This window comes from Streptomyces sp. NBC_01451 (assembly GCF_036227485.1).
In the GTDB taxonomy this organism is placed as follows: domain Bacteria; phylum Actinomycetota; class Actinomycetes; order Streptomycetales; family Streptomycetaceae; genus Streptomyces.
Genome location: NZ_CP109479.1, coordinates 9476799 through 9500252 on the forward strand (window position 1 = coordinate 9476799; position 23454 = coordinate 9500252).

Here is a 23454-nt window from a genome sequence, read left to right on the forward strand (position 1 = left end):
CACGTCACCAGCCCAGCAGGCCGGCCAGCCGTTCCCGGTGGTGTGCCGCGCCGCCCAGCAGGACCGCGTCGGACTGGGCGCGCCGGAAGTACAGGTGCGCGTCGTGTTCCCAGGTGAAGCCCATCCCGCCGTGGAACTGCACGCACTCGGCGGCGACGGAGACGAACGCCTCCCCGCACCACACCTGGGCGACCGCAGCCGCCTCGGCCAGCGCGTCCGGCGAGCCGTCCGTCCGGACCGCGCGCACCACGGCCGACCGTGCGGCCTCCACCTGGAGCAGCATGTCGGCGCAGGCGTGCTTGACCGCCTGGAAGCCGCCGATCGCCCTGCCGAACTGGGTACGGTCGCGCACATGGGCCACCGTCATGTCCAACGCGGCCTGAGCTCCGCCCAGTTGCTCGGCGGCCAGCGCCACCAGCGCCACGTCCAGGGCGCGGGAGACGACATCCGCCCCCTCACCGCCGGCGGTCAGTGTCCGGGCCCGGGCACCGGAGAGGGCGACCACCGCCTGGCCCCGGCTGAGGTCCAGGGTGGGTACCCGGCGCACGGTGACCCCCGGCTCGCGCGGGTCGACCAGGAAGAGGTCGACGCCGTCGGTTCCGGCTGCGGCCACCACGAGCGCCTCGGCGTCGGCGCCGTCGAGGACGAACGGCGCGGTGCCGTCAAGCAGCGGGACGCCGCCCTGCCAGGAGACGGCCACCGGCACGGCGTCGGCCCGCCAGGTCCCGTCGGGCGCGGCCACCGCCAGGGCGTGCACGGTCCCGCCGGCCAGCCCGGCCAGTGCCTTGTCGGCCGTGCCGCAGCCGGCCAGCACCTGCCCGGCCAGCACGGTGGAGGACAGCAGCGGTACCGGTGCCAGCGTCCTGCCCAGCTCCTCGCAGACGACGGCGATCTCGGCGAGGCCGCCGATGCCGCCCGCGGACTCGGGCAGACCGAGTCCCGCAAGGCCGACCTGCCGGCCGAGGGCCTCCCACAGGTCGGCGTCGATGCCTGAGGCCTCCTCGGGCAGCCGGCGTACCGCGGTGGTGCCGCCGGCGTCCGCGCACACCGACCGGACGGTCTGGCGCAGATCCTCCAGTTCGGTGTCCGACAGGGCGGTGCCGTCGGTCACGGTGCTTGTCATCGTGCGCTCCCGCTGTCGTCGTCCCGCTCCCGCAGGGCACTGTGCGCGGCCGCCATCCGGGCCACCGGCACCCGGTGCGCGGAACAGGAGACGTAGTCGAGACCGAGGCCGTCGCAGAAGGCGATCGACTCGGGGTCCCCGCCGTGCTCACCGCACACGCCCAGCTTGATGCCGGGCCGCACCTCCCGTGCCCGATCGACCGCCAGGGAGATCAGTGCACCCACTCCGTGCGGATCGAGCCGGGCGAACGGACTGGCGGTCAGGAACCCGCGCTCCTGGTAGTCGGCGAGGACCTGGCGCTCGACGTCGTCCCGGGAGAACCCGTAGGTGAGCTGGGTGAGGTCGTTGGTGCCGAAGGAGAAGAACTCGGCGTGCTCGGCGAGTTCGCCCGCCAGCAGCGCGGCCCGAGGGGTCTCGATCATCGTGCCGAGCCGGTACGGGACCTCGACCCCGGTGCGGGAAGCGACCGTGTCGGCGGCATCACGTACGTACGCGGACGCGGCGGCCAGTTCCTCCGGCAGGCTGACGAGCGGGATCATCACCTCCAACTCGGGCCGGATCCCGGTGGCGGCGACCTCGGCCCAGGCGGTGAACAGCGCCTCGGCCTGCGCCGGGTAGAGCCGTTCGTGCAGCAGCGCCAGCCGCACTCCGCGCAGCCCGAGCATCGGGTTCGCCTCGCGCAGGGCGTCGGCACGCTGCTCCTCGGCCGCGTCCAGGGCCTGCCCGGGGGCGGGCAGGAACTCGTGCAACGGGGCGTCCAGCAGACGCACGGTCACCGGACGGTCTCCCACGGCGGTCAGCAGCGCCGTGAAGTCCTCGTGCTGGGCGTGCTCCAGCGCGCGCAGCGCCTCGTCGCGGGCGGCCGGGTCGGCGGCCAGAAGCACCCGGCGGATCAGCGGCAGCCGCTCGCCGAGGAACTGGTGTTCCGTACGGCACAGCCCGACACCCTCCGCGCCCAGGGCGAGAGCCGTCTCCACCTCGGCGGCCGTGTCGGCGTTGGCCCGCACGCCCAGCCGGCGTGTGTCGTCCGCCCACTCCAGAAGGGTGGACAGTTCGGGCGGCGGTCCGGCGACGCTGACGCTCAGCGTCCCCGCGTAGACGGCGCCGGTACGGCCGTCCAGCGAGACCGGGTCGCCCTCGCGGACCACCCGTTCCCCGAAGCGGACCGTCCCGGCGGCCGGGTCCACGCGCAGCCCCTCGGCGCCGCACACCGCGGGCTTGCCCGCGCCCCGCGCCACCACGGCGGCGTGCGAGGCGATGCCGCCGCTGCCGGTCAGCACGGCGACGGAGGCCAGCATCCCGGGGACGTCCGCCGGGCTCGTCTCGGCGGCCACGAGCACGACCCGCGTGCCGTTCGCGGCCAGTTCGAGGGCACGCTCACTGGACAGCGCGACCGCTCCGGTCGCCGCCCCGGGCGAGGCGGGCAGGGCCTGCACCAGGAGTTCCTCCCCGCCGGTCAGCCGGAGCCGGGGGTGCAGCAGTTCCTGCACCTGTGCGGGAGTGATCCGCCGTACGGCCTCCTCGTGGGCGATCGCCCCGTCCCGGGCCAGGTCCGCGGCCAGACAGACCGAGGCGCGGAGCGGCGGGCGGGGCTGCGCCGAGGCGGCGAGCAGGGAGATCTCGTCGTCGCGCACCTCGAAGTCGACCGACACCGGCGCGCGCAGATGGCGCTCCAGGGTGAGCAGGGAGTGCTCCAGCAGCGCGGTGCCGCCCGTGAGCCGGTCCAGCGGTTCACCGGTGTGCGGTGGTGGGGCGCTGCGGCGCACGCCCCGGAAGAAGGAGCCCCGGGGAGTGGGACGGCCGGTCTCGGGATCGCGGCTGACGGCCGTGCCGTAGCCCGAGCGGTCCGCCGGGCCGATGCGCAGGGCCTGCACATGCAGGGCGACGGCCAGCTCGGCGGGCAGCCGCTGGGACCGGCGGGACCGTCTCGCACGCGGCGAGTCCCACCGGCCCAGGAGGGCGCGGGCGGCCAGCGCGAGCTGCTGCGCCGGGTCGTCGGGGAAGGGTCGGGAGCCGTGCTTCGCCACCAGGGACAGCAGCACCTCCGTCCGCACGCGCGGCCCGGGCGCGTCCAGGAGGGCGTCGTCAAGCAGCGCGCCGGGCACGCCGAGGGCGTACTCGGCGATCATGCGCATGGTGCCGGCCCACACCTCGTACAGCGCGTCCTCGCTTCCGATGACGGCGCACAGGTCGTCGGCGAGGGCGGGTGCGGCGCCGAGACAGGCCAGGTCGGGCGGCAGTCCGGCGATCTCGGTCGGCGCGCTCGCCGACAGGCGCAGCAGCAGCGGTCGGGCCGTGTCGCCGATGCGCCGCCCCGCGAGCTGTTCGACCAGGGCCACGGCGGCTTCGGCGGTGTCGGTCCCGCACAGTGACGCGGCCGCGCCGGCGGGCACGGTGAGCCCCGGCACGACCGGCAGCCCCAGGGCCACCAGCCGGTCCATCGCCGCGCCGTGCGCGCCCAGCTCGTCGGCGTCGAGGCCCCGGCTCCGCCCCTGCCCGAAGGGCACCAGAACCCGGCCGGGGGCTCCGGAGGGTGCCTCGGCCGGTGCGAGCGGGCCGGCCTCGCGGTCGGTGACGCTCAACCCCGGCTCCCTGTGACCAGTTCCTCTTCGCGGGCCTCGTCCTCGGCCCGGCTGATGCCCAGGACGAGCAGCAGTTCCTGATGGAGCCGCATCCACACGGTGTGGTACGAGTCGCACAGCGGCGAGGCCAGCCAGGCCGGCGCGCCGTCGTCGAAGCGGTCCAGTGCCTCCTCCAGGGCCGTCAGGTACCGCCCGCTGCCCGCGAGCACCGGGTCCAGCCGGCGCAGCACGGGCTGAATGGCCTCGTGCACGTCTTCCAGCGACTCGCGCACCCCGGCGTCGTAGACGTCGTCGGAGTGGTCGTTCGCGCTGCCGTCGGGACGGCACTGCCATGCCGTGCAGACGTCGCGGATCTTCCGGTTGACCGGCAGGAACGCCTCGTACGCCGCGGTGATGCGCTCCTCCCGCTCGGAGCCGGCGGGAACCCGCAGGAGCTGCGCGGCGGCGGCCTTGGCCCGCTCGGTCGGCAGCACCACCGGCCCCTTCACCATCGCCAGCCCGGCGTCGACCAGCGGACGGTGCTCGGCCTCCGGCCGGCCGCGCCACATGCCACGCAGAACGAGGTCGACGACGGCCTCGGTGAGGGGCTCGTCGGGTGCGTCCGGAAGGTCCACGGCAGCAGATTGCATCGCCACACCTTTTCCCCGGTTCTGTGGTGACCGGTTCCTCGGATCTGTGTTGCCCGGAGGTTACGCCCAGACAGGCCTGTTAGTGAAGAGGGACTCAAGAAACACTTTCCGGTTCCCTCGCTCCCGCCCGGCCGTCGCCCGCCGTGGGGCGGCCCCGCGCGGCGAGGAACGACGCCATGCGGTCCTGTGCCTCCCGGCCGTCCGTCAGGGCGGCGATCGACCGCGCCTCCTCGGCGAGATGGCTGCGCAGTCCGTCACCGGCGTCCGTGCGCAGCAGGTGCTTCGCGGCGCGCAGCGCGCCGGTGGCGCCGGCGGCCAGATCGGCCGCACTCCGGTGTGCCGCCCCGTCCAGTTCCTCGTCGTCCACGCACCGGGAGACCAGGCCCCACCGTTCGGCGTCGTCGCCGGTCAGGACCCGGTTGGTCAGGATCAGGTCCGCCGCCCGGCGAGGGCCCACCAGTCGTGGCAGGAACCATGACGCGCCGCAGTCCGGCGTGAGCCCGATCGCCGTGTATGCCAGCCGGAACCGCGCGGACCGGGCCGCCAGGACGATGTCGCCCACCAGGGCGAGACCGACTCCGCCACCGGCCGCCGCGCCGCGCACGGCGGTCACCAACGGCACCGGCAGCTCGTACAGGGCCTGTATCGCGGCGTGCGCGGCGCTCGCCACGGCGTGCACGTAGGTGCCGGTCTCCGTGCCGCGACCGGCGAAGGCGCGCAGGTCACCGCCCACGCAGAAGTTCCCGCCCGCCGCCCGCAGCAGGACCGCGCCTCGCGGGTCCGCGGCCACCGCGCGGGCCGCGTCCCGCAGTGCCTCGGCGGTCCTGAGGTCCAGGGCGTTTCCCCGCCCGGGGTCGTCCAGCCTCAGCTCGACGACCCCGTCGGGATGGTGGACGATCCGGACCGGGTCAGTGCTGACGGGCGCGCTCATGGGTGCTTCTCCTGTCGACGTCCGGTCTCAGGGTGCTTCCCGTCGCCGGAGGCTTCCCGGCAAGATACTAAAGACGCTATACAGTTTCTAGAACGCGACGGGACCCGATGCCCGTACGCCCGTCGGCGGGAGGCCCCGTGCCCATCCAGTTCGATGTCGATCCGGCAGTCGCCCAACTCGCCGCGTCGACGGCCGAGTTCGTGCGCGAGGTGGTCATCCCGGCCGAGCGCGAGTGCGGCGGGTCGGTGCACGACGCCCCCGAGGCACTCCGGGAGACCCTGCAGAAAGCCGCCCGCGAGGCAGGCGTCTTCGCCCCGCACGTACCGACGCGCTGGGGCGGACACGGACTGGACCTGCGCGGGCAGGCGGTCGTGTTCGAAGCGGCGGGCTACTCGCTGCTCGGGCCGCTGGCACTGAACTGCGCTGCCCCGGACGAGGGCAACACGCATCTGCTGGAGAAGGTGGCCACCGAGGAACAGAAGCAGAAGTACCTGCGCCCGCTCGCCGCGGGCGAGACACGGTCCTGCTTCGCCATGACCGAACCGGCTCCGGGAGCGGGCGCCGATCCCCGCTCCCTGCGGACCACCGCGACCCGGGTTCCCGGCGGCTGGCGCCTCGACGGGCACAAGTGGTTCATCACCGGCGCACACGGAGCCGGCTTCGCCATCGTCATGGCCCGGACCTCCGGCGGCCCCGGCGACCCGGGTGGCGCCACCATGTTCCTGGTCGACGCCGGCACTCCCGGCATGCGCCTCGTGCGGAACATCGAAACCCTCGACGAGTCGCTCTTCGCCGGGCACAGCGAGATCGTCTTCGAGGAGTGCGTGGTGGGGGAGGAGCAGGTGCTCGGCGAGGTGGACCACGGTTTCGAGGGCGCCCAGGTCAGGCTCGGTCCCGCCCGGACGACCCACTGCATGCGCTGGCTGGGGGCGGCCCGCCGCGCCCAGGACGTCGCGCTGGAGCGGGCGGGGACCCGGATGGCGTTCGGCTCCGCGCTGGGCGACCTCGGCATGGTCCAGCAGATGCTGGCCGACTCCGAGATCGACATCGAGGCGAGCCGCGCCCTGATCCTGCGTACCGCCTGGGCGTTGGACACCGGTTCCGCCACCGCCTCACAGCTCACCTCGGTGTCCAAGACCTTCGTGGCCGAGGCGGTCAACCGCGTGGTCGACCGGGCGGTGCAGATCTGCGGAGCCCTCGGTATCTCGGCCGCCGACGCTCCGCTGGCCCGCCTGTACCGGGAGGTGCGGCCGTTCCGGATCTACGACGGCCCGTCGGAGACACACCGTTTCGCCATAGCGCGCCGCGCCGTGCGGCCCTACAGGCAACCGAGCACGGCTGCCGGCAACGGCTGATGACGCCGTCGGCGGGGGAGACGCAACCGGGATGCTCGGGAGTGTCCGGCCGCCCTCGACGAGCGGCAGAACCTTCCGCGGGCCTTGGCTGACCGTGTCCCTGCCCGCTTCTGTCGGGTTCGGGCTGGACACGGCCGAGTTCCGACGGCGGACTCACTCCTTCCCCCCTCCACTCCTGTCTCAAGGCCTCGCACATGTCGATGCGGCGCCCTCGTGCTGGTACCAGACGGTGTCCAGCTCCCGGCCGTCCTGCAGGGTGTGGCGGGCCGGGCCGGGGGCCGGGACGAAGCCGGCGCGTTCCAGGGCGCCTCGGCACGCGAGGTTCGCCGTCGCCGTGCCCGCCCGTACCGTCGGCAGACCGGCGTGGCTATGGGCGAACTCCACACCCGCCAGGAACAGTTCAGCGCCGAGGCCCTGGCCTCGATGGTCGGGGGCGAGATTGCCGCCGATCTCACCCCCGTCGCGGTCGATGTCGAGGCACCCGGCGTAGAGCCCGGTGTCGCGGCGTATGCAGACCATGAACTCGGGCGTCTCGGGGGTGGGTTCGAAGGGCTCGGCCAGCTCGGGGTTGGACTTGAAGAACCAACGGGGGGTGGCGCCGGCGGGGCCCAGGCGCAGCAGGGCCCGTCTGATGTCGGGGTCCGGTACGATCTGGTCGGCCTGGTTCCCCTGCCAGCGCTGGGCCTCGGGGTCCGCGCCCGCAGCGATCGCCGCCAACGCGTCCAGCCGGGTCACCGGGGTGTAGAGCAGCAGGTGCCGGGTGGCCAGGGCGTGCCGGCCGGGCGTGCACGCGTCCGGGACGGGGAGGCCCGAGAGCGCCTGTCGACGTCGTAGGAGCGATCGAATCATGGAACCCCCCGGTGTGTTCGGCTGGTGTGTCCGGCCGAATGTAGCGGGTTGTCCTCCCGCACGTACCGGCAGGGGAGAGGGCCGTCGTCCCGTCCTCGGCCGACGACGGTCCCTGCCCCCGGCCCGCGCAGGACGCCCCCGTCGCGCGCTGAGGAGTGGCAGCCTCCGGCAGGGAACCGCGCGAGGTCAGGGCTCCTGCCCCAACAGCGGCACAACACCGGGAGCCAGATCGCTTCTGACGCGCTCCGGGCGCATGGGTGGCGCCAGCGGCTGACCGGGTCCCCGCGGAAGGCCGCGCTGGTGGTCGTCCGCAGATTCGGAGACCGAGTGCCGCCGACGGGCACCGATGATTCGCCGGACACACTGCCCGGCCCCGCCCTAGTAGGACTCCGTTAGGTCTTTCTGTCGGTGGTGTTCAGCGGCATGGTGGGTGTGTGGACGCACATGAAGTGAACCGTGCTCGGGCGAAGTTGGCGTTGTTCGTGGCTGATGTGTTCTCTTCGGTGCCGCGGAAGGACCAGCGGGCCAAGGGTGACTGTTATCTGCGGGGACTGATGGTGGACGGCCGCCGCAAGTCCATCCAGGCCATGGCTGCGCGGCTGCCGGACGGCAACGAGCAGAACCTGCAGCAGTTCGTGAACCAGTCGACCTGGGATCCGGTGCCGGTGCGGCGGCGGATCGCGCAGCGGATAGTGCCGCTGATCGGCCCGGATGCCTGGGCCATCGACGACGTGTCGTTTCCCAAGGACGGGAAGATGTCGGTCGCCGTGGCCCATCAGTACTGCGGGGCCCTGGGCAAACAGGCGAACTGTCAGGTGGCGGTCAGCGTGCACGCGGTCACCGATACCGCCTCCGTCCCGCTTCAGTGGCGGCTGTTCCTGCCGAAGGAGTGGGACAGCGATACCGAACGCCGGCGTCGCTGCCAGGTGCCCGATGAGGTCGGGCACCGGGAGAAGTGGCGCCTGGCCCTGGACACCCTCGATGAGCTGGCCGGGTGGGGTCTGGTGCCGCCGGTGGTGGTGGCCGACGCCGGCTACGGGCAGAACGCCGACTTCCGCGACGGCCTGGACAGCCGGGGCATCGGATATGTCGTGGCAGTCCGTTCGGATGTCACCGTCCACTGCTGCGACGCCGAGCCGGTCACGCCGCCGTGGTCGGGCAACGGCCGCAAGCCGCAGCCCCGCTACCGGGACAAGCCGTCCTCCGTGTCCGTTCTGGCCGCTGGTCACGGGCGCGAGGCGTTCACCGAGGTGACCTGGCGGGAAGGCTCCCGCGGACCGATGCGCTCACGCTTCCTGGCACTGCGGGTGCGGCCGGCCGGAGTCAGGGCCCGCCGTCTGGCCCAGGCCGCCGCGAGCGCGCAGGAGGGCTCGTGGGACGGTGTCCTGCCCGAGGTCACGCTGCTGGCCGAATGGCCCGAAGGCGCCGAAGCACCCACCGACTACTGGCTGTCGAACCTGCCCGCCGGCACCCCGGTGGCCGAACTGGTCCGCCTCGCCAAGATCCGCTGGCGCATCGAGCACGACTACCGGGAACTCAAGCACGGCCTCGGCCTGGACCACTTCGAAGGACGTTCCTGGGCAGGGTGGCACCACCACGTCACCCTGGTCACCGCCGCCCACGCCTTCCTCACCGAACAGCGCCTGGCCCCAAAAGCCGATACAGCGGACTCACCCTCTACCAGATCCTCGACACCATCCAGGACCTGCTGAACTGCTGGACCGGCACCTGCACCACCTGCCACCGCCCCCTGCCCAGAACCTCCGCCACCAGCCCAAACCCAAGAGCCAGAGCAACCTAACGGAGTCCTACTAGAAGGCGTTGTCCAGCGTCAGGGTGAGTTCGGCGATCCGCCACCCACCGTCGGACCGGCGCAGGCCGAACGTGTAGACCCCGGTCGAGATCATCTGGCTGCTCTCGCCGGTGTTCCTCGTCTGCACCAGACAGGCCCGCACCTCAGCGGTGGTGGCGTCCGTCGTCGTGACCACGGCATTGGACAGGTGGCGCCGCACCCTTCCGGTCTGGACCGTGTGCCCGTCACGGACGAAGTCGAGCACCGCCGCGCGTCCGGCGACCGGGCCGAGCACTCCCTTTCCGGCATCGTGAAGGTCCAGGTGGTGTCTTCGGTCAGGACCGCTTCCAGCCCGGGCACATTCAGCTCGTCCAGGGCGTGGGCGTACTTCGCCACCGCCTGCTGGAGTTCGGCGATCACGAGACCACCGTCAGCACGATCTTGCCCTGGATGTGGCCCTGCGCGGCTCGCCTGTGTGCGTTGCCCGCTTCGGGCAGCGGGTAAGTGCTGTCCACCCCGACCTGGAGCCTGCCCTCGCCGAACAGGCGCCCGATCTCGGCGAGCTGGGGACCGTTGGAACGCACCTGAATGTTCGAGACCGTGATGCCCAGACTCGCCGTCTCTTCCGGGTCGTACTCGGCGAAGAACACCGGAAGCATGGTGCCGCCGTGCTTGAGCACGGTCAGAAAGCGTGAGCTGTCCGGGCCCCCGACGGTGTCGATCACCAGGTCCACACCACTGACCTCGTCCGCGGCCCGCGTCGTGGTGTAGTCGATGAACTCGTCGGCGCCGAGCTTGCGCAGGAACTGCTCGTGCCGGCCCGAGGCCACCGCGATCACGTGTGCCCCCTTCCATTTCGCCAGCTGCACGGCGAAGTGGCCCACTCCACCGGCGGCCCCGTTGACCAGCACGGTCATCCCTGGCGTGATCGGCACCGGCTGGTGCACCTGGCCGGTGAAAGGAGACGGCACGTCATGGCCGAGATTAACCAGGTACTGCCAGGCCGTCAGCACGGCCATCGGTGCCCCGGCCGCCTGCACATGGTCGATGCCGGTCGGCTTGTGAGCCAGGTCCGAAGCCGGCGCGGCCACGTACTCGGCGTACGTCCGGCCGTCGAATCCGGGGAACCGCAGCATGCCGAAGACCTCGTCACCGACGGCGAACCCCAGCACGTCCGGAGCGACCGCCTGAACCACGCCCGACATGTCCGTTCCGGGGATCAGGGGGAACTCCAGCGTCGGCCTCATCTCGGTCGGCATGACCTTCATCCCCTCCCGCAGGTACCAGTCCGGCGGGTTGATGCCCACAGCGTGCACCCGGACAAGCACCTCGCCCGGGCCGATCTCGGGAACCGGCACCTCGTCGTACCGCAGAACTTCCGGCCCGCCCGCTTCATGGAACTGGATCGCCTTCATCGCGCCTGTCGCTTTCCTGGGGAATCGTTGCTCCTTCAGTCAAGGCCCAGGACGGCACGGCCGTCCAAGACCGGTTCGGCAACCCGATCATTCCGAAACGGCATGACACGTACGCTGGACGGGTGAACGATCTCGGACAGGACCTGGAACTGCGGCTGGTGCGCTACTTCACCGTGGTGGCGGCGCACCAGCACTTCGGCCGGGCCGCCGCCGACCTGCACGTGGCCCAGCCGGCGCTGAGCCGCCAGATCCAACGGCTCGAGAGGCATCTCGGCGCACGGCTGCTGGACCGCACACCCCAGGGCGCCCGGCTCACGCCGGCCGGCCAGAGCTTCCTCCCCCGGGCCCAGGCCCTGCTGAGGGCCGCCCGCCAGGCCGAGCTGGCCGTGCGTGAACAAGCCGAGACCGAACGCATCGCCATCGGCTACGTCGAAGACCTGGTGATCACTGCCGCCGTACGGGAACTGCGCCGTCGGCATCCGGCCGCAGAGGTCGCCACCCGGTACCTGAGCTGCCGCGACGTCGGGGCGCTGTCCGACAAGCGCGTCGACGCCCTGATCGCACGGGCCCCGCTGCCGTTCGCCGCCGCCGACGTGTTCACCACCCCGCTGTACGAGGAGCCCCGGATGCTCGCGGTCCCGCACGGCCATCCCTTGGCCGACCGCGCGTCGGTGACTGCGGAGGAACTGGCCGGCGAGGAGGAGGCGCCGTGCGCGTTCGAGACCCCCGACTGGACTTCCTACCGGATCCTCGGGGCCGGCGTGCCGCCGGTCGAGAGCTACGAGGACAAGCTCGAACTCGTCGCGAGCGGCAGGGCGATCGCCGTGCTGCCGGTCGGCGATCGGCGTAGCTCACTGCGACCCGACCTCGTCACCGTCCCGATCGAGGATGCTCCCCCCAGCCAGGTCGTCCTGGTCAGCCGCAAGGGCGACCCGAATCCGATGATCAGGAATTTCCGACTGGCTGCCAAGACCGCCCTGACCGCCCCGGCAGCCTGACCGGGACCAGCGTGGCTCCACTTCGTCGGCGACACCACCTTCGCCGGAGGCGCCTCGAAGATCCGCACCGGATACGTGCCGCAGAACATGGCCCCGCTCCGCAGCTTCGCGATCAACGTCCTGCGAGCGGCAGTCCACACCGACATCGCCGCCGGGATCCGCGAGATGTCCTACGCGCTCTTCCGCCGCCCGTTCTACCTCCTCGGGCAGACCTGACCAGCAACGATTCAAGATCGTCAGACTCTGCAACAGCCCTGTACAGGCATCCCTCGGGTGCGGGAGATGGGGGCGGGGAAGTCGTGGTCGAGGTCCGCGGCCTGCGGGGTGTCTTCCGCGCGGCGCAGATCCAGGAACCGGGCGACGGACAGATCGAGGCCGAGGGGCAGGCCGTGCGAGCGGAGCCGGTGCGTCAGCAGAAGCCGACCTCGGTGAAAGCGCACCCACCCCGCTCCCCGTGGGGCAGTGCCTGTCGAGATATGAGCGTCGGAGCTTTCCGGAAGTACTGGCGGTAGCCGGATGCGCGGAACTTCAAGTCGAACGCATGGCCTTCGATGTGCCAGAGCGGAAGGTCTTGCCGTCCGTCGTCCGGCACCAGTCGGTGCACGCCATCGATCTCCAGGTCCGGGCTCGTGCCCTTGAAGTCGAGGTCTCCCTCAAGGTCCCAAACGTCTTCGAAGACGAGCGTCGCCGGGGCAGTCCAGAAGGAGAAATGTGTCGCCGGTGGGACCGGGTGGACCCAGCGGACGATGTAGTCGAGATCGAGGAGAAGGCGCGGCAGGATGTCGTCGGTCGGCTGCACGGACAGTCCGTGGATGGTGGCGTCGTGCCAGCCCATCTCCGAGAAGTCGGCGTCGCTCCAGACGCTCTTGGAAAGGCCTGATTCCAGGTGGCCGCCGTTGTCCATACTCTTATCCAACCATTCCACTCGTACGGTCCCGTCATGGATTGGGGCTATACGACAGGGAGCGAGGACCTGGCCGTTGTGCTGGTCGGCCCCGGGTGAGACGACGAACCATGCTGCCGATCAGCGCCCAGCGGATGATCGTTTGCCGACAAGCCCTTCGGGGAGTGAGGCACTCGTCGTCGGGTCCGGCTCCGCAAGCAGGTCACGCGCGTCTTGGTACGACTGCGGCGGATTCTGAGCCCGCTGTTAGCCTGCCATCCATGATCAAGGGCAGCCTGGTGGGCCGAATAGGCCGCATGGTGGGGGACAGCAGGCCGGAGCGTGTGCTGATCGCCGCCAGTTTCGTCAACCGGGTCGGCAACGGTCTGTTCAATGCGGCGTCGGCGCTCTATTTCACCCTGGTCGTGGGCCTGCCCGCGGTTCAGGTCGGCGCCGCGCTCACCATCGCCGGAGTGATCGGCTTGTGCGCTGGGATACCCGGAGGGCATCTGGCCGACCGGCGCGGAGCGCGCACGATCATGATGCTGGCCCTCGCGGTCCAGGCGATGTCGATGGCGGCCCTTGTCCTCGTCGAGAGCTGGGCCGCGCTCACGATCATCGCGACGGTCGACCAGATCGCCGCGGCGGCTGGTGGGGCGGCCTGGGGCGCACTGGTGGTTCGGGTCGGGGGTGATCGCCCTGCGCTGTTCCGGGCGAAGTTGCGCACCTTCGTCAACCTGGGCGTCATCCTCGGAACGGTGGGTGCGGGGCTGGCGCTGGCCGGGGACACCCGCGGCGCCTACGTCACGCTGATCCTCGGCAACGCGGCGAGCTTCGCCCTGTGCGCGGTGCTTCTGCTCCTGCTGCCCCGCTACCCGGTGCTGGCAGCACCGCCCCAGCAGCGTCGCTGGCTCGCTTTCAGGGACCGCCCGTTCCTGACGTTCACCGCCCTCTACGGGGCCATGGGACTGCAGTACCCGGTGGTCTCCCTGCTCCTGCCGATCTGGATCTCCGAACACACCGAAGCGCCGCGCTGGACGGTGGCCGTGCTGTTCGCCGTCAATGCCGCCTTCTGCGTACTGATGCAGACCAGGATCGGCTCCCGTGTCGAAACCCCGCACGACGGCGGCAGGGCGTTCCGTAACGCGGGGCTGCTCTTCCTCGTCAGCTGCCCGATGATGGCGCTGGCGGCGTACACCCCGGTCTGGGCGGCAGCGGGACTGGTCCTGGCAGCGATCTTCGTCCATAGCCTGGCAGAGGTCTGGGAATCCTCGGCGGGCTTCGCCCTGGGCTTCGGGCTTGCCCCCGACCACGCCCAGGGCCAGTACCAAGGTGTCCTCGGTCTCGGCTTCAGAGCGGGCCAGGCTCTTGCCCCCGCGATCCTCACCACGGTGGTGCTGGGGCTCGGCACGGCGGGCTGGCTGCTGCTGGCGTTGTTCTTCGCAGCGCTGGGCGCTGCCGGTCCGTCTCTTGCCCGCTGGGGCATGCGGACCCGGCCGCAGCCGGGCGTCGCCGCGGAAGTGACGGGATGACACACGACTTGACCGGCATGGACCGCGTCATGGGCGATAACCCCAGGACCAGCGGATCACCTGCCGAGCCAGAGACAACTCCTGCGCCCCGAGCACTATCCCCTCGAACGAAGACGTGGACGCGTCCATCTGCTCCCGCCGTCATGAACATCTTGTTGCAGGCCACCCGCACGGCAGCCGAGGTGCTGATACTGACCGGGCGGGCGAAACGGGGGCACCGGTGGACTGGACGTTGGTGGGAGGACTGGCCGTCGGCCTGCTGATCGTGACCGCACCGGTCGGCGTGTCCGGAGCCGTCTTCCTCCTCCCCGTCCAGTTGAGCGTCTTCGGTGTGCCCAGCCCTGCGGTCACCCCGACCAACCTGCTGTTCAACGTCGTCGCCGGACCCGGCGCCCTGTGGCGCTACCGCCGCGACGGCGCCCTGCACGGGGAGCTGGCCCGACGCCTGGTGCTGGGCACGCTGCCCGGCGTCGTGCTCGGCGCCGCCATCCGCGTCTTCGCCCTCCCCGGTCCAGGCGTCTTCCGGCTCTTGATCGCCGCCCTGCTGCTCCCGCTCGGCCTGTGGCTGTGCCTACGCACCCTCACCCGCGCACACCATCAGGAACCGTCCACAGGCGAGTTGCCACCACGCACACTCACCGGTCTCGCCCTGGCGGTCGGAGTGGTCGGCGGCATCTACGGCATCGGCGGCGGCTCCCTCCTCGGCCCGATCCTCGCCGGACGAGGTCTGCCCGTCACACGCGTCGCCCCGGCCGCGCTCGCCGCCACATTCGCGACCTCCCTCGTCGGCGCCGCCGCCTACGCACTGCTGGCCCTGGTGAGCTCCGGTGACGTCGCCCCCCACTGGTGGCTCGGACTCGCCTGCGGCACCGGCGGACTGTTCGGCGGCTACCTCGGAGCACGCTTCCAACCCCACCTGCCCGAACGGACCCTGCGCCTCACACTCGGCATTCTTGCCGCAGCCCTCGGCGCCCTCTACGCAGCTGAGACCCTGACCTGACCTGACCTGACCTGACCTGACCTGACCTGACCTGACCTGAACTCGGCTCGGCTCGGCTCGGCTGAGGATCTACGACGGAGGGCTCTCGACGGGCATTCGGCATTGGACAACGCAGCAGCAAACTCTGTCCACAACCTGATCGCGTACGCCTACGAGCCCGTCGGCAACTGCGTCCGGGGGCGGGCCGGGGCGACGTCTACGGGCCGCTCCGCACCATCAGCCTGCGGCCGTCGTACACCGCGCGTCTGTTGGCACCCCTGTGTGCAAATGGGTGTCGATGGCCGCCGGAGTGGTCGTCCTGGCAGCGTGCGGTGAACGGGTCAGCGTGCCCTTGGTGACGTGAGTGACGTGCCGTATGCGAAGGAGGGGTGGCCCGGCGATCGGCCCGGCCACCCCTCCTCGTCGTCACCGTCAGCCGAAGGCGCGCACCTTGATCGAGTAGATGCCGCGGCCGTGTGTGGCCGCGTACAGGGTGCTGCCGTCGGGGCCGAGCTTCAGCTGGAGCACGGCGACAGCTGGGAGGTCGCCGACGCGCTGCCAGCTGGTCCGGCCCGGGGTGCGGTAGACGACACCGAGGTCGGTGCCGACGGCGAGGCCGCCGTTCGGCGTGACAACGGCGGAGTCGGCCGGCACGTCTGGGAAGTTCTTCGAGATGTCCTTCCAGGTGGTGCCGCCGTCCTTGGACTCGAAGACATGGCCGACGCCCGCACCCGGACCCTCGGTCCACTGCCGGGAGAAGCCGTTGACCGTGAGGAACACGTGGTCGGCGTTCTTCGGGTCGACGGCGAAGCCGCTGAGGTAGCGGTTGGGCACGGTCCCGTCGACGGGGAGCGTGATGTCGTGCCAGCCGGTGCCGTCCGCGTTGCCGACGGCGATGCCGCGCGCGAAGCCCTGGTTGTTGCAGGGGCCGCACCAGGCCGCGTAGACCTTGCCGCCGGAGGCCGCGACGGCCGTCGCGGTGTGGCCGGCTCCGAGGTCGTACACGCTGGTCCATTCGTCGCCGCTGCGGATGGCGTACCCGTGGGTCTGCACCCACACGTGACGGCCGCCCGCGATCCACGTCGAGGGGCTCTTCGCGTCGGCCGCGAGCGGGGCGATGAAGCGGGCCTCGCCGGTGGCGTTGTCGGCCGGGGCGACGTTGTAGGACGTGACCTTGGAGGCGTCGTCGATCCAACTGCCGTCGTTCACGGCGCAGTTCTGGGTCACCTGGATGGAGAGGTAGACGTACTCCTCGGCGATGTTGCAGCCGTTCGCTGGGTCGGTGAGGGTGTCGCCGCCGTCTCCGCCGAAGTTGGAGCCCATCACCCGGTCGTTGCTGCGCAGGACGGACTGGCCGTTGTCCTGGAGGCCACCGGTGACGGAGACGCCGCCGTGGTCGAGGTCCCTGCCGATGCCGACCGAGTAGTACTGAAGGGTGTCGATGGTCCCGTCGTTGAGGGAGGTCCAGTCGGTGGCGTGTCCGGAGGTGTCCTGCCGACCGTTGAGCGGGCGCTTGTAGACGCCGCCGTCGTTGCCGACGTACACGAAGCTCTTGCCGTGATAGCGGCCGATGGCGACGCCGTGCTGGTCGGAGTGGGTCGTCTGGTTGCAGTCGCCGGACTGCTTGGCCGGATCGATGCTCCAGCAGGAGAAGCCGAAGTTCCAGTACGGGCCGACGGTCGACCAGGTGCCGCCGCCGTCCTTGGACTCGTAGACCTCCTCAAGTCCCGCGTACACATGCTGAGGGTCACTCGGATCCACGGTCAGGAACTGGTTGTACCAGGCCTGGACACCGGGCATGTAGCCGCTGGACGTCAGCGCCGAACCGGAGGCGGCCAGGCCCTGGTAGTCAGCGATCTTCGTCCAAGGGCCGGTCGGAGAGCCGGACTTGGAGACATAGAAGCCCTCCAGGCCGCTGTCCGGGTTGGTGTTCAGCTGCTCCGGTGACTGGTCGATGGCGTAGTAGCGGGATCCGTCGGCGGAGCGGGCGAAGGTGACGTTGCCGACGCCGTCCGGATCGGCGGGGAGGTCGCCCAGACCGCTGGTGATCCGGGTCCAGGTGCCGCCCGCGCCTTTGGTGTAGAAGCCGTTGTAGTCGTCACCGCTGCGCCAGCCGACCGCGAGGACCACCTCGTTGGGATTCTTCGGGTCGATGGCGATGTCGTTGGCGATGTTCTTGTACGGGGCGTCGGGGTCGGCCGCCTCCGAACCACCCGGCAGGAACTCGGGGTTGGGAGCGAACTCCAGTTTCCAGGCACCCTTCAGCGTCTTTGTGGAGTGACTCCAGACGCCCTTGCTGGTCGCCGCCCACACCTTGCCGCCGCCGAAGCGGAGTTGGTGGACGGTGGTGCTCTCCAGTTCGTCGCCGCCGACGCGGGCGCGGGAGGAGAATGTGCCATGATGCGGGTCGGCCAGGACGTAGACGCCGCTGCCGAGGTAGGCGTCCGCGTTGGTCGTCGCCTCGCCGGTGCCCAGCCACAGCCGCCCAGCCGAGTCGAGGGCGAGCGCGCCGGTCGACTGAGCGGGCAGCCGATCGCTGATGGCGTGCCAGTGCCCTCCGCCCGACCTGGACCGCCACACCCCGCCGCCCGCGCTGCCGGCGTACACGTACCCGTCGTCGTCGGCGGCCATCGCGGCCATCCGGCCGGTTACGTTGCCCGAGCCGCCACTGGAGTTGGAGTCGACGTCCCGGTAGCGCGGATCGTCGGAGTTGTAGGGAAGGTTGGTGACGTTTCGCCAACTGCTGCCGGTGGACGGGAGATTGCTGAGGCTCTGCCAGGCGGCGCCGTACGCGCCTGGTGCGACGACGCCGGGCGAGGTGCGGGCCTCGGCGTACTGGTCCGCCCCCTCGGCTATCTCGTCCGACTCGTTGCCGTCGTCGCCGTCGCCGTCATCGCCCTTCAGGCTGGGGGTGAGTGCACCCACCGACTGCTCGCGATCCGCGGCGAGTTGCCCGAGGACGCGGGGCCCGAAAGGGCTGCCGCCCCCACCGGGCGCGGCGTCGGCGGGTATCGCGACGAGAGCGGCGGAGGCGGTGATGGCGCAGATCGTGAGCCATCGTCTTCTACGGATTGGTGCTGACACCGGGTCCTCCCAGAACGGGCGTTGAGACAGCCGTAACAGCCGTCGCAGGGACCCGATCACGTGCGGAGGAAGGGGCGGCCCGCACTTGGACATCCTTTGACCAGCACCTGCCACTTCGTGTACAGGACACAGCAAGCTCATGGCATGGCGAAAGACTGGCGGCTTGTTGGTCTGCCGCCTTGCGCTCTCTGGGCCTGCTCTGTCAGCCGTATTCCCAGGCGCGTTGACGTCCCCCGGCAGGGCAGCGACGAACCCGCCCCGCCCAGGGGCACTCCTCTGTCGCTGGCGGACAACACCAGCCGACGAGGCTGTCGGCGACGCAAGACATAATCACCACCGTCGATCACCGAACCGGCCGGAGGCCTCCGTTGTCCTCGCTGCATGATTTCGCCACCTGGGAGCCCCTGCTGCGGCTCCTGCGGGGAGCCCACACGGAGACCCTCGCCGCGCCGGGCGGCAACGTGGCGGGGAGTATCGGTCGGGGCTCGTGGAGCGTGCCCGTACAGCAGCGGCGCCCGCAGCCCGGGCGTGCCCTGCTGGTGTCGGACATGCAGGAGGAGTTCGACGCGATCGAGCGGGTGCGGAACGCGCTCACCGAGGCGGAAGCTGCCCACATCACGTTCACCGTGGAGATCGAGCCGAGCGGGAAGGCTGTGCTTCATCTGTTCGATCCCAGTCCCGCTGCGGATCCCGGCCTCGGTAACGCTCACCCAGGGGCGCTGCTCCTGGTCGAGGGGGCGGTGCCCGAGCCGTGGCGCCGCCTGCCCGAGGCCGTGCCAGGGGCGGGGCCAGCTCCGTCCGTGGATCTGGCGCTGCTGGAACGGACCCTGCGGGAGCGGATACCCGAGGCGATCGGCGCCACCGAGGCGGAGATCGCCGCGGCGGATGCCCGCCTGGGAGTGGCACTGCCCGAGGAGATCAAGGTGCTCTACCGGGTGACTCGCGCGCGGTGGGCGGACTGGGGCGACGACTACGAGGCGGCGGAGCGCGTCTTCGGCGCGGTTGGCTTCGAGCTGGGCTCCCTGGACCACCTCTCCATCGCTGACAAACCGTGCCGCCCGTTCCGTTGGGAGCATGCGGCGAAGGAGGCGGCTGTCACCGGGCCTGACGCCGCCGTGCAGGATCTGGTCGGCTCACCCGGATGGATCGTCATCGGCGACACCGGCGGTGGGGATCAGGTCGCCGTCGACCTGACGCCAGGCCCGGGCGGCCACACCGGGCAGATCATCGTGCTCGACCACGAGCAGAGCGTCGGGGCCCATCTGTTCGCCGAATCCCTCACCGCCCTGGTCCAGGATCCGGAGCGGGACTGGTACTCCGGCCGCCGTCGGGCCGAACTCCCCTACGTGGCACGGGTCAACCGCCGGAGTGTCAGGAGCATTGAGGCCGCAGCCCGCCCCGAACTGGAGGCGCTGAGCCTCGGCGTCTGGGACGGTGAACCGTTCAGCCTGGCACCCGTTGTCGGGCTGCCACGCCTGCGTACCCTCTCCTGCTACGCCGGGACGCTTGCCGATCCACTGGAGATCGCCGGGCTGACAGGGCTGGAGTTCCTCGAACTCACGCCGGAGGACTGGCGCGTCCTGCTCGACGCCGGTGCTGTCCCGCGCGGCCTGTCGGCCGCCGCTATCAAGGCGTACGGGGACCGGGACACGCGCGCGATCGTCGCCCTGGCGAACGAGATCCTCGCGCTCTGGGACCGCCCCCCGATCCCCGAGACCATTGTTTACGGCGACCTTGGGGCCCATGGGCGACCGCGTGATCATCCCGGAAGGCCAGGATCAGCACCGGGAACTCCCTGTCCGGCGATCGAACCTCGACGTACCCCTGACCACGGGAACGCAGGTCGTTGAAGCGGTCTGACAGATTGATCCTTCAATCCTGAACGTCTCTCAACCGGATGGAACAGCCCCGATTCCGGCGACGTCGCCACCCACACCACGCTCATCCAGCCCCTCTTCCCCATACAAGGAGTGTCGGCCCCTGTCAGCGGTCAGGCGGTGAGAGCCGTGCGCAGGGTGGTGGCCATCAGATCGATGGCTTCCTTCCCGGCCGGTACCGGGCCGGTGTGGGTGAAGTAGTGGTCGACGCCCTCGAAGCAGCGGTGGGTGACCGGAACGCCGGCAGCTTCCAGGGCCTTGGCGTACGTATCGCCCTCGTCGCGCAGGCGGTCGTTCTCTGCGGTGATGACCAGGGCGGGCGGCAGCCCGGCGAGGTCGTCGGCGAGTCCGGGTGACACCAGCGGATGGGTCAGGTCGGCGGGGTCCGGGACGTAGGCGGCGGTGAAGACCCGCATGAGCTGAGGGGTGAGCAAGGGCTTGACGATGGGTGACTGCTTGGTGGCCGGGTCGGCGAGTTGGTCGAGCGGTGCCGAGTCGATGATCTGGAGGCGGGGCGTGAAGGTGCCGCGGTCCCGAGCGGTGCGGCAGACCGCGGCGGTCAGGTTGGCCCCGGCGCTGTGTCCGCCCACCGCGAGTCGTGAACCGTCCCAGTTGTTGGCGGTACCGTTCTCGGTCACCCAGGCGGTGACGTCGTACGCCTGGATGACGGGTACGGGGTACGGGCGCTGCGGGGCGACGGCGTAGTCCACGTTGATCACCACGCATCCGGCCGTGGCGGCTATGTAGCGGCAGATGTGGTCGTCCTGCTGGGGGCGGGTGATCACGAACCCGCCGCCGTGGAAGTTGACGTACACGGGGGCAGGGGCTGCGGTGGCGGCCGACGGACGGTAGACGGTGCACGTCACCAGTCCGGCGCCGGTCTCCACCTGGATGGATTCCGTGCGCTTCGGGATGTCGGTGAAGCGCAGATCCTTGTGTACGCGGCTCATCATCCGGCCGAGCAACAGTTGAACCGCTCTGGCCTGGATTCTGGGGCTGAATGACATGTTCGGACCTCATCGCTGCAAACTTAAATTATCAGGATTCCTGATAATGGAGGCTCGTCGCTGATCACGCAAGGGGCAGCCGCGAGCCGACTACCGAAAGGGGGACGCACGCTCCAGCCGTAGCGCTCTGTCTGTTCGTCTGAGCCCCGGTCGGGTCCGCTCTCCTGCTGCGCAGCAGAACGGTGCCGACCATGCACGGCGGCCACCGCGTCGGCGCGCAGCAGGCCGTCACGTCGGCGGCGGTGGCGATTCCGCCCGCGCGATGACGGGGTGGGCGACGGCGTGGCGGACGGCCGCGACCGGGTCGGGAAGCTCCCAATGAGTGGCCGCGTCGTCGCGGGGCACTGAGCGGTCTGTCAGCCAAAGCCACACGTACGGCATGAGCGCTTCAGCCACACCCGGTCCCTGGGCCTCCCGATCGTACGAAGGACCGGAATCGACCCGCCAACAAGGTGAGGGGCACTTCAGTTGGCCAACCGAGCGTTCAGGGGCATGGTCAGGGCACGTTGCGTCGTCAGGGTGGCTACACCCGGCTGGTCGGTGCCGGTGACCTGAACGCCGACGGGATCGGCGACATGGTCGGCCTGGACCGCGCGGGTGTGCTGTGGCGGTGGCTCGGCAACGGCAAGGGCGCCTTCGGTGCGAGGGTCCGGATCGCGGGCGGCGGCAGGGTCGACGCCCTGGCCGTGGCCGGTGATCTGAGCGGCGACGGCCGCCCCGACCTCGTCGGCCGGGACGGTGGGGGTGCCCTGTGGCGCTGGAACGGAACATCGGCCGGCACCTTCGGCACGAAGGTCCGTATCGCCACCGGCTGGCAGGGCTACACCGGCCTGTACTGACTGTGAGTGGGCGTTCTGGTGGCATTAGTCGGGTAGCCGGGTCACGGCACCGTGACCCGGCTACCCGACTTGGTCGGTGTCGGTGTCCGCCCTCGGAGCCTTTCGGGCGTTGTTCCTGAGGTTGGCGAAGGGCAGGGCTCCTCCGTGGAGTTTTTTGAACTCGTCGATCAGATTCTGCTCTGCCTCGCCCGCGTCCTCCTCGGCCGTCTGCTGCCAGGCGACGAGCAGCGCGTCCGCGTCGTCCAGCTGCCAGATGTAGCGACCGCCCCAATGGCCGGCCAGCAGACCGGTGCCGTGGCGGCGGTAGTCGGCAAGCCGCTGATGCAGTCCGGCCTGGCCGGCGGCCTTGCCGATGTACACGACCGTTGCCCCGTCGACCCAGGCATCGCCGAGCTTGTCGGCGGTCACGGACGGGTCGCGGCCCTTGAGGCGTCCGGCAGGGCTGGAGGGGAGAAACGAGGGGTGCGAGGTGCCCGTGCGGATCACCACGTAGATACCGTGCCCGGTGGGGACGTTGCTGTCGGGCAGTTCACGAAACGGCACGAAGCCGCGGAAGCCGCGTGCGGTCAGGGTCCTCTGTGTCAGCTCTGCTGTCGGGCTCATGCCAGGCATCGTGCCAGGCGCATCTGACAGTCCTCGGCCCAGTTCTCGTAAGAGCCACGGCCAGGCGGCATGCAGCTCATCTGTGATGCTCACGGCTTCCCATCGTCAGCAGAAGCTGCCCGCAGCCTCCGTCGCGTCCTACGCCGCTCGTCCTCCGACATCTGTGGGCAGGGTCGATCGAGCCGTCTGCAGTGTCGGACGCTCCCGGTAGGGTCCCCGCGACGGGGTGAGCCGGTGGTGGAGGAAACATGACGCGACGAATGCATGACGAGGTGTTCCGGAGGGAACAGGAGCAGGGGCGCTACGACCCCCACGTACGTCCGATCAACGAGATGGTCGACGCCTTGCGCGACCGGGACGGGCGTGGCTGGATGCCGCACGTCGCCCCCTGGCACGGGGGCGTGGAGGCGCGCGCCCTGTCGATCCTGCGGGACCCGGGCCCCAAGACGCAGCAGGGTGTCGGCTCCGGATTTCTGTGCGTGGAGAACGACGATCCGACAGCGGAGCTTCAGGTCCAGCTCTTCGAGGGGGCGGGGATCGCGCCGGGAGACGTCACTCCCTGGAACGCCTACCCCTGGTACATCAACCGTCCGCCGAAGGCGGCCGAGCTTCACGCCGGCGTCGAGGTCCTGAAGCAGCTGCTGGGGTTGATGCCGAAGGCCGAGGTCGTGCTTCTCCAGGGCAGCGAAGCCCAGGACGTGTGGCGCCGCCTGCTCAAGACGCACCCCGGAGTCGTCCGTGAACGGAGTCTGAAGGTGGTCAGCACCTACCACCCGGGACGGCAGGCTCTCTTCGTGCGAGACCCGGATGAACGCGCCCGCCGCGCACGGCACAGAGTCGACGCCTGCCAGACCGTCGGCGACGTGCTCCGTGGGGCGGGCGGGCGGCTGTAGTGCTTTGGTCGGGACGGTTCGCCGGATCGGTCGGCCCGCGTGAGCGCAGTCGATGGGAAGACTTGCAGTGCCGGTCACGTTTG

General features: G+C 70.6%; 21 protein-coding genes. 9 read left to right on the forward strand and 12 right to left on the reverse strand.

What is annotated here, in order from left to right:
- Nucleotides 1–4 precede the first annotated feature (4 nt).
- The 4 genes from OG595_RS41960 to OG595_RS41975 all read right to left on the reverse strand — a co-directional run bounded on the left by OG595_RS41960 (nucleotide 5) and on the right by OG595_RS41975 (nucleotide 5265).
- Nucleotides 5–1123 (reverse strand): acyl-CoA dehydrogenase family protein, encoded by a 1119-nt coding sequence (locus OG595_RS41960; RefSeq protein WP_329281601.1) that lies wholly within the window; start codon nucleotides 1121–1123, stop codon nucleotides 5–7.
- Complete coding sequence (locus OG595_RS41965; protein ID WP_329281603.1) at nucleotides 1120–3705, reverse strand: putative PEP-binding protein; 2586 nt, start codon at nucleotides 3703–3705, stop codon at nucleotides 1120–1122. Before OG595_RS41965 ends, OG595_RS41960 begins: the two co-directional genes overlap by 4 nt.
- Complete coding sequence (locus OG595_RS41970; RefSeq protein WP_329281605.1) at nucleotides 3702–4319, reverse strand: hypothetical protein; 618 nt, start codon at nucleotides 4317–4319, stop codon at nucleotides 3702–3704. Before OG595_RS41970 ends, OG595_RS41965 begins: the two co-directional genes overlap by 4 nt.
- Nucleotides 4320–4428: 109 nt before the next feature.
- Nucleotides 4429–5265: an enoyl-CoA hydratase/isomerase family protein gene (locus OG595_RS41975; RefSeq protein WP_329281607.1), complete on the reverse strand. Its 837-nt coding sequence runs from the start codon at nucleotides 5263–5265 to the stop codon at nucleotides 4429–4431.
- Nucleotides 5266–5402: 137 nt separating this feature from the next.
- On the opposite strand from OG595_RS41975, the gene OG595_RS41980 reads away from it, so the two are divergent.
- Nucleotides 5403–6620, forward strand: coding sequence for an acyl-CoA dehydrogenase family protein (locus OG595_RS41980; RefSeq protein ID WP_329281609.1), 1218 nt, complete (start codon nucleotides 5403–5405; stop codon nucleotides 6618–6620).
- A 180-nt stretch (nucleotides 6621–6800) separates the two neighbouring features.
- Here OG595_RS41980 and OG595_RS41985 read toward each other — a convergent pair whose 3' ends face one another.
- Nucleotides 6801–7469, reverse strand: a complete 669-nt coding sequence (locus OG595_RS41985; RefSeq protein WP_329281611.1) for a GNAT family N-acetyltransferase — start codon at nucleotides 7467–7469, stop codon at nucleotides 6801–6803.
- A 434-nt stretch (nucleotides 7470–7903) separates the two neighbouring features.
- Here OG595_RS41985 and OG595_RS41990 point away from each other — a divergent pair, with 434 nt between their 5' ends.
- The gene (locus OG595_RS41990) at nucleotides 7904–9181 is read left to right on the forward strand and encodes an IS701 family transposase (protein ID WP_329266523.1); all 1278 of its coding nucleotides are present in this window, start codon (nucleotides 7904–7906) and stop codon (nucleotides 9179–9181) included.
- A 99-nt stretch (nucleotides 9182–9280) separates the two neighbouring features.
- Here the strand turns inward: OG595_RS41990 and OG595_RS41995 are convergent, their stop codons facing one another.
- Nucleotides 9281–9556, reverse strand: coding sequence for a nuclear transport factor 2 family protein (locus tag OG595_RS41995; RefSeq protein WP_329281613.1), 276 nt, complete (start codon nucleotides 9554–9556; stop codon nucleotides 9281–9283).
- 121 nt (nucleotides 9557–9677) lie between these two features.
- Complete coding sequence (locus OG595_RS42000; protein ID WP_329281615.1) at nucleotides 9678–10676, reverse strand: NADP-dependent oxidoreductase; 999 nt, start codon at nucleotides 10674–10676, stop codon at nucleotides 9678–9680.
- A gap of 122 nt (nucleotides 10677–10798) precedes the next feature.
- On the opposite strand from OG595_RS42000, the gene OG595_RS42005 reads away from it, so the two are divergent.
- Both OG595_RS42005 and OG595_RS42010 read left to right on the forward strand, forming a co-directional pair.
- Nucleotides 10799–11674, forward strand: coding sequence for a LysR family transcriptional regulator (locus OG595_RS42005; protein ID WP_329281617.1), 876 nt, complete (start codon nucleotides 10799–10801; stop codon nucleotides 11672–11674).
- A gap of 75 nt (nucleotides 11675–11749) precedes the next feature.
- Nucleotides 11750–11890: a hypothetical protein gene (locus OG595_RS42010; RefSeq protein WP_329281619.1), complete on the forward strand. Its 141-nt coding sequence runs from the start codon at nucleotides 11750–11752 to the stop codon at nucleotides 11888–11890.
- Nucleotides 11891–12083: 193 nt separating this feature from the next.
- Here the strand turns inward: OG595_RS42010 and OG595_RS42015 are convergent, their stop codons facing one another.
- The gene (locus OG595_RS42015; RefSeq protein ID WP_329281621.1) at nucleotides 12084–12578 is read right to left on the reverse strand and encodes a hypothetical protein; all 495 of its coding nucleotides are present in this window, start codon (nucleotides 12576–12578) and stop codon (nucleotides 12084–12086) included.
- A gap of 260 nt (nucleotides 12579–12838) precedes the next feature.
- On the opposite strand from OG595_RS42015, the gene OG595_RS42020 reads away from it, so the two are divergent.
- Both OG595_RS42020 and OG595_RS42025 read left to right on the forward strand, forming a co-directional pair.
- A complete protein-coding gene (locus OG595_RS42020; RefSeq protein WP_329281624.1) occupies nucleotides 12839–14089 on the forward strand; it encodes an MFS transporter in 1251 nt (416 codons plus the stop codon).
- Nucleotides 14090–14309: 220 nt separating this feature from the next.
- Nucleotides 14310–15089 carry a sulfite exporter TauE/SafE family protein gene (locus OG595_RS42025; RefSeq protein ID WP_329281626.1) on the forward strand — a complete coding sequence of 260 codons (780 nt, stop codon included), beginning with the start codon at nucleotides 14310–14312 and terminating at the stop codon, nucleotides 15087–15089.
- A 411-nt stretch (nucleotides 15090–15500) separates the two neighbouring features.
- Here the strand turns inward: OG595_RS42025 and OG595_RS42030 are convergent, their stop codons facing one another.
- Nucleotides 15501–18152 (reverse strand): WD40/YVTN/BNR-like repeat-containing protein, encoded by a 2652-nt coding sequence (locus OG595_RS42030; RefSeq protein ID WP_329281628.1) that lies wholly within the window; start codon nucleotides 18150–18152, stop codon nucleotides 15501–15503.
- A gap of 368 nt (nucleotides 18153–18520) precedes the next feature.
- Here OG595_RS42030 and OG595_RS42035 point away from each other — a divergent pair, with 368 nt between their 5' ends.
- The gene (locus OG595_RS42035) at nucleotides 18521–20002 is read left to right on the forward strand and encodes an SMI1/KNR4 family protein (protein WP_329281630.1); all 1482 of its coding nucleotides are present in this window, start codon (nucleotides 18521–18523) and stop codon (nucleotides 20000–20002) included.
- Nucleotides 20003–20142: 140 nt separating this feature from the next.
- Here OG595_RS42035 and OG595_RS42040 read toward each other — a convergent pair whose 3' ends face one another.
- A complete protein-coding gene (locus OG595_RS42040; protein WP_329281632.1) occupies nucleotides 20143–21036 on the reverse strand; it encodes an alpha/beta hydrolase in 894 nt (297 codons plus the stop codon).
- Between the two features lie 228 nt (nucleotides 21037–21264).
- The gene (locus tag OG595_RS42045; RefSeq protein WP_329281634.1) at nucleotides 21265–21432 is read right to left on the reverse strand and encodes a hypothetical protein; all 168 of its coding nucleotides are present in this window, start codon (nucleotides 21430–21432) and stop codon (nucleotides 21265–21267) included.
- 110 nt (nucleotides 21433–21542) lie between these two features.
- Between OG595_RS42045 and OG595_RS42050 the strand changes: the two genes are divergently transcribed.
- Nucleotides 21543–21875, forward strand: a complete 333-nt coding sequence (locus OG595_RS42050) for an FG-GAP repeat domain-containing protein (RefSeq protein WP_329281635.1) — start codon at nucleotides 21543–21545, stop codon at nucleotides 21873–21875.
- 60 nt (nucleotides 21876–21935) lie between these two features.
- Here the strand turns inward: OG595_RS42050 and OG595_RS42055 are convergent, their stop codons facing one another.
- Nucleotides 21936–22478, reverse strand: a complete 543-nt coding sequence (locus OG595_RS42055; protein WP_329281637.1) for a hypothetical protein — start codon at nucleotides 22476–22478, stop codon at nucleotides 21936–21938.
- A gap of 248 nt (nucleotides 22479–22726) precedes the next feature.
- Between OG595_RS42055 and OG595_RS42060 the strand changes: the two genes are divergently transcribed.
- The gene (locus OG595_RS42060; RefSeq protein WP_329281638.1) at nucleotides 22727–23371 is read left to right on the forward strand and encodes a uracil-DNA glycosylase; all 645 of its coding nucleotides are present in this window, start codon (nucleotides 22727–22729) and stop codon (nucleotides 23369–23371) included.
- Nucleotides 23372–23454 lie beyond the last annotated feature (83 nt).

Bases quoted from the DNA above. Each gene is read 5' to 3' on its own strand.
- OG595_RS41960 (WP_329281601.1), bottom strand. From the start codon at position 1,123: ATGACAAGCACCGTGACCGACGGCACCGCCCTGTCGGACACCGAACTG.
- OG595_RS41975 (WP_329281607.1), bottom strand. From the start codon at position 5,265: ATGAGCGCGCCCGTCAGCACTGACCCGGTCCGGATCGTCCACCATCCC.
- OG595_RS41985 (WP_329281611.1), bottom strand. From the start codon at position 7,469: ATGATTCGATCGCTCCTACGACGTCGACAGGCGCTCTCGGGCCTCCCC.
- OG595_RS42000 (WP_329281615.1), bottom strand. From the start codon at position 10,676: ATGAAGGCGATCCAGTTCCATGAAGCGGGCGGGCCGGAAGTTCTGCGG.
- OG595_RS42015 (WP_329281621.1), bottom strand. From the start codon at position 12,578: ATGGACAACGGCGGCCACCTGGAATCAGGCCTTTCCAAGAGCGTCTGG.
- OG595_RS42020 (WP_329281624.1), top strand. From the start codon at position 12,839: ATGATCAAGGGCAGCCTGGTGGGCCGAATAGGCCGCATGGTGGGGGAC.
- OG595_RS42040 (WP_329281632.1), bottom strand. From the start codon at position 21,036: ATGTCATTCAGCCCCAGAATCCAGGCCAGAGCGGTTCAACTGTTGCTC.
- OG595_RS42055 (WP_329281637.1), bottom strand. From the start codon at position 22,478: ATGAGCCCGACAGCAGAGCTGACACAGAGGACCCTGACCGCACGCGGC.
- OG595_RS42060 (WP_329281638.1), top strand. From the start codon at position 22,727: ATGACGCGACGAATGCATGACGAGGTGTTCCGGAGGGAACAGGAGCAG.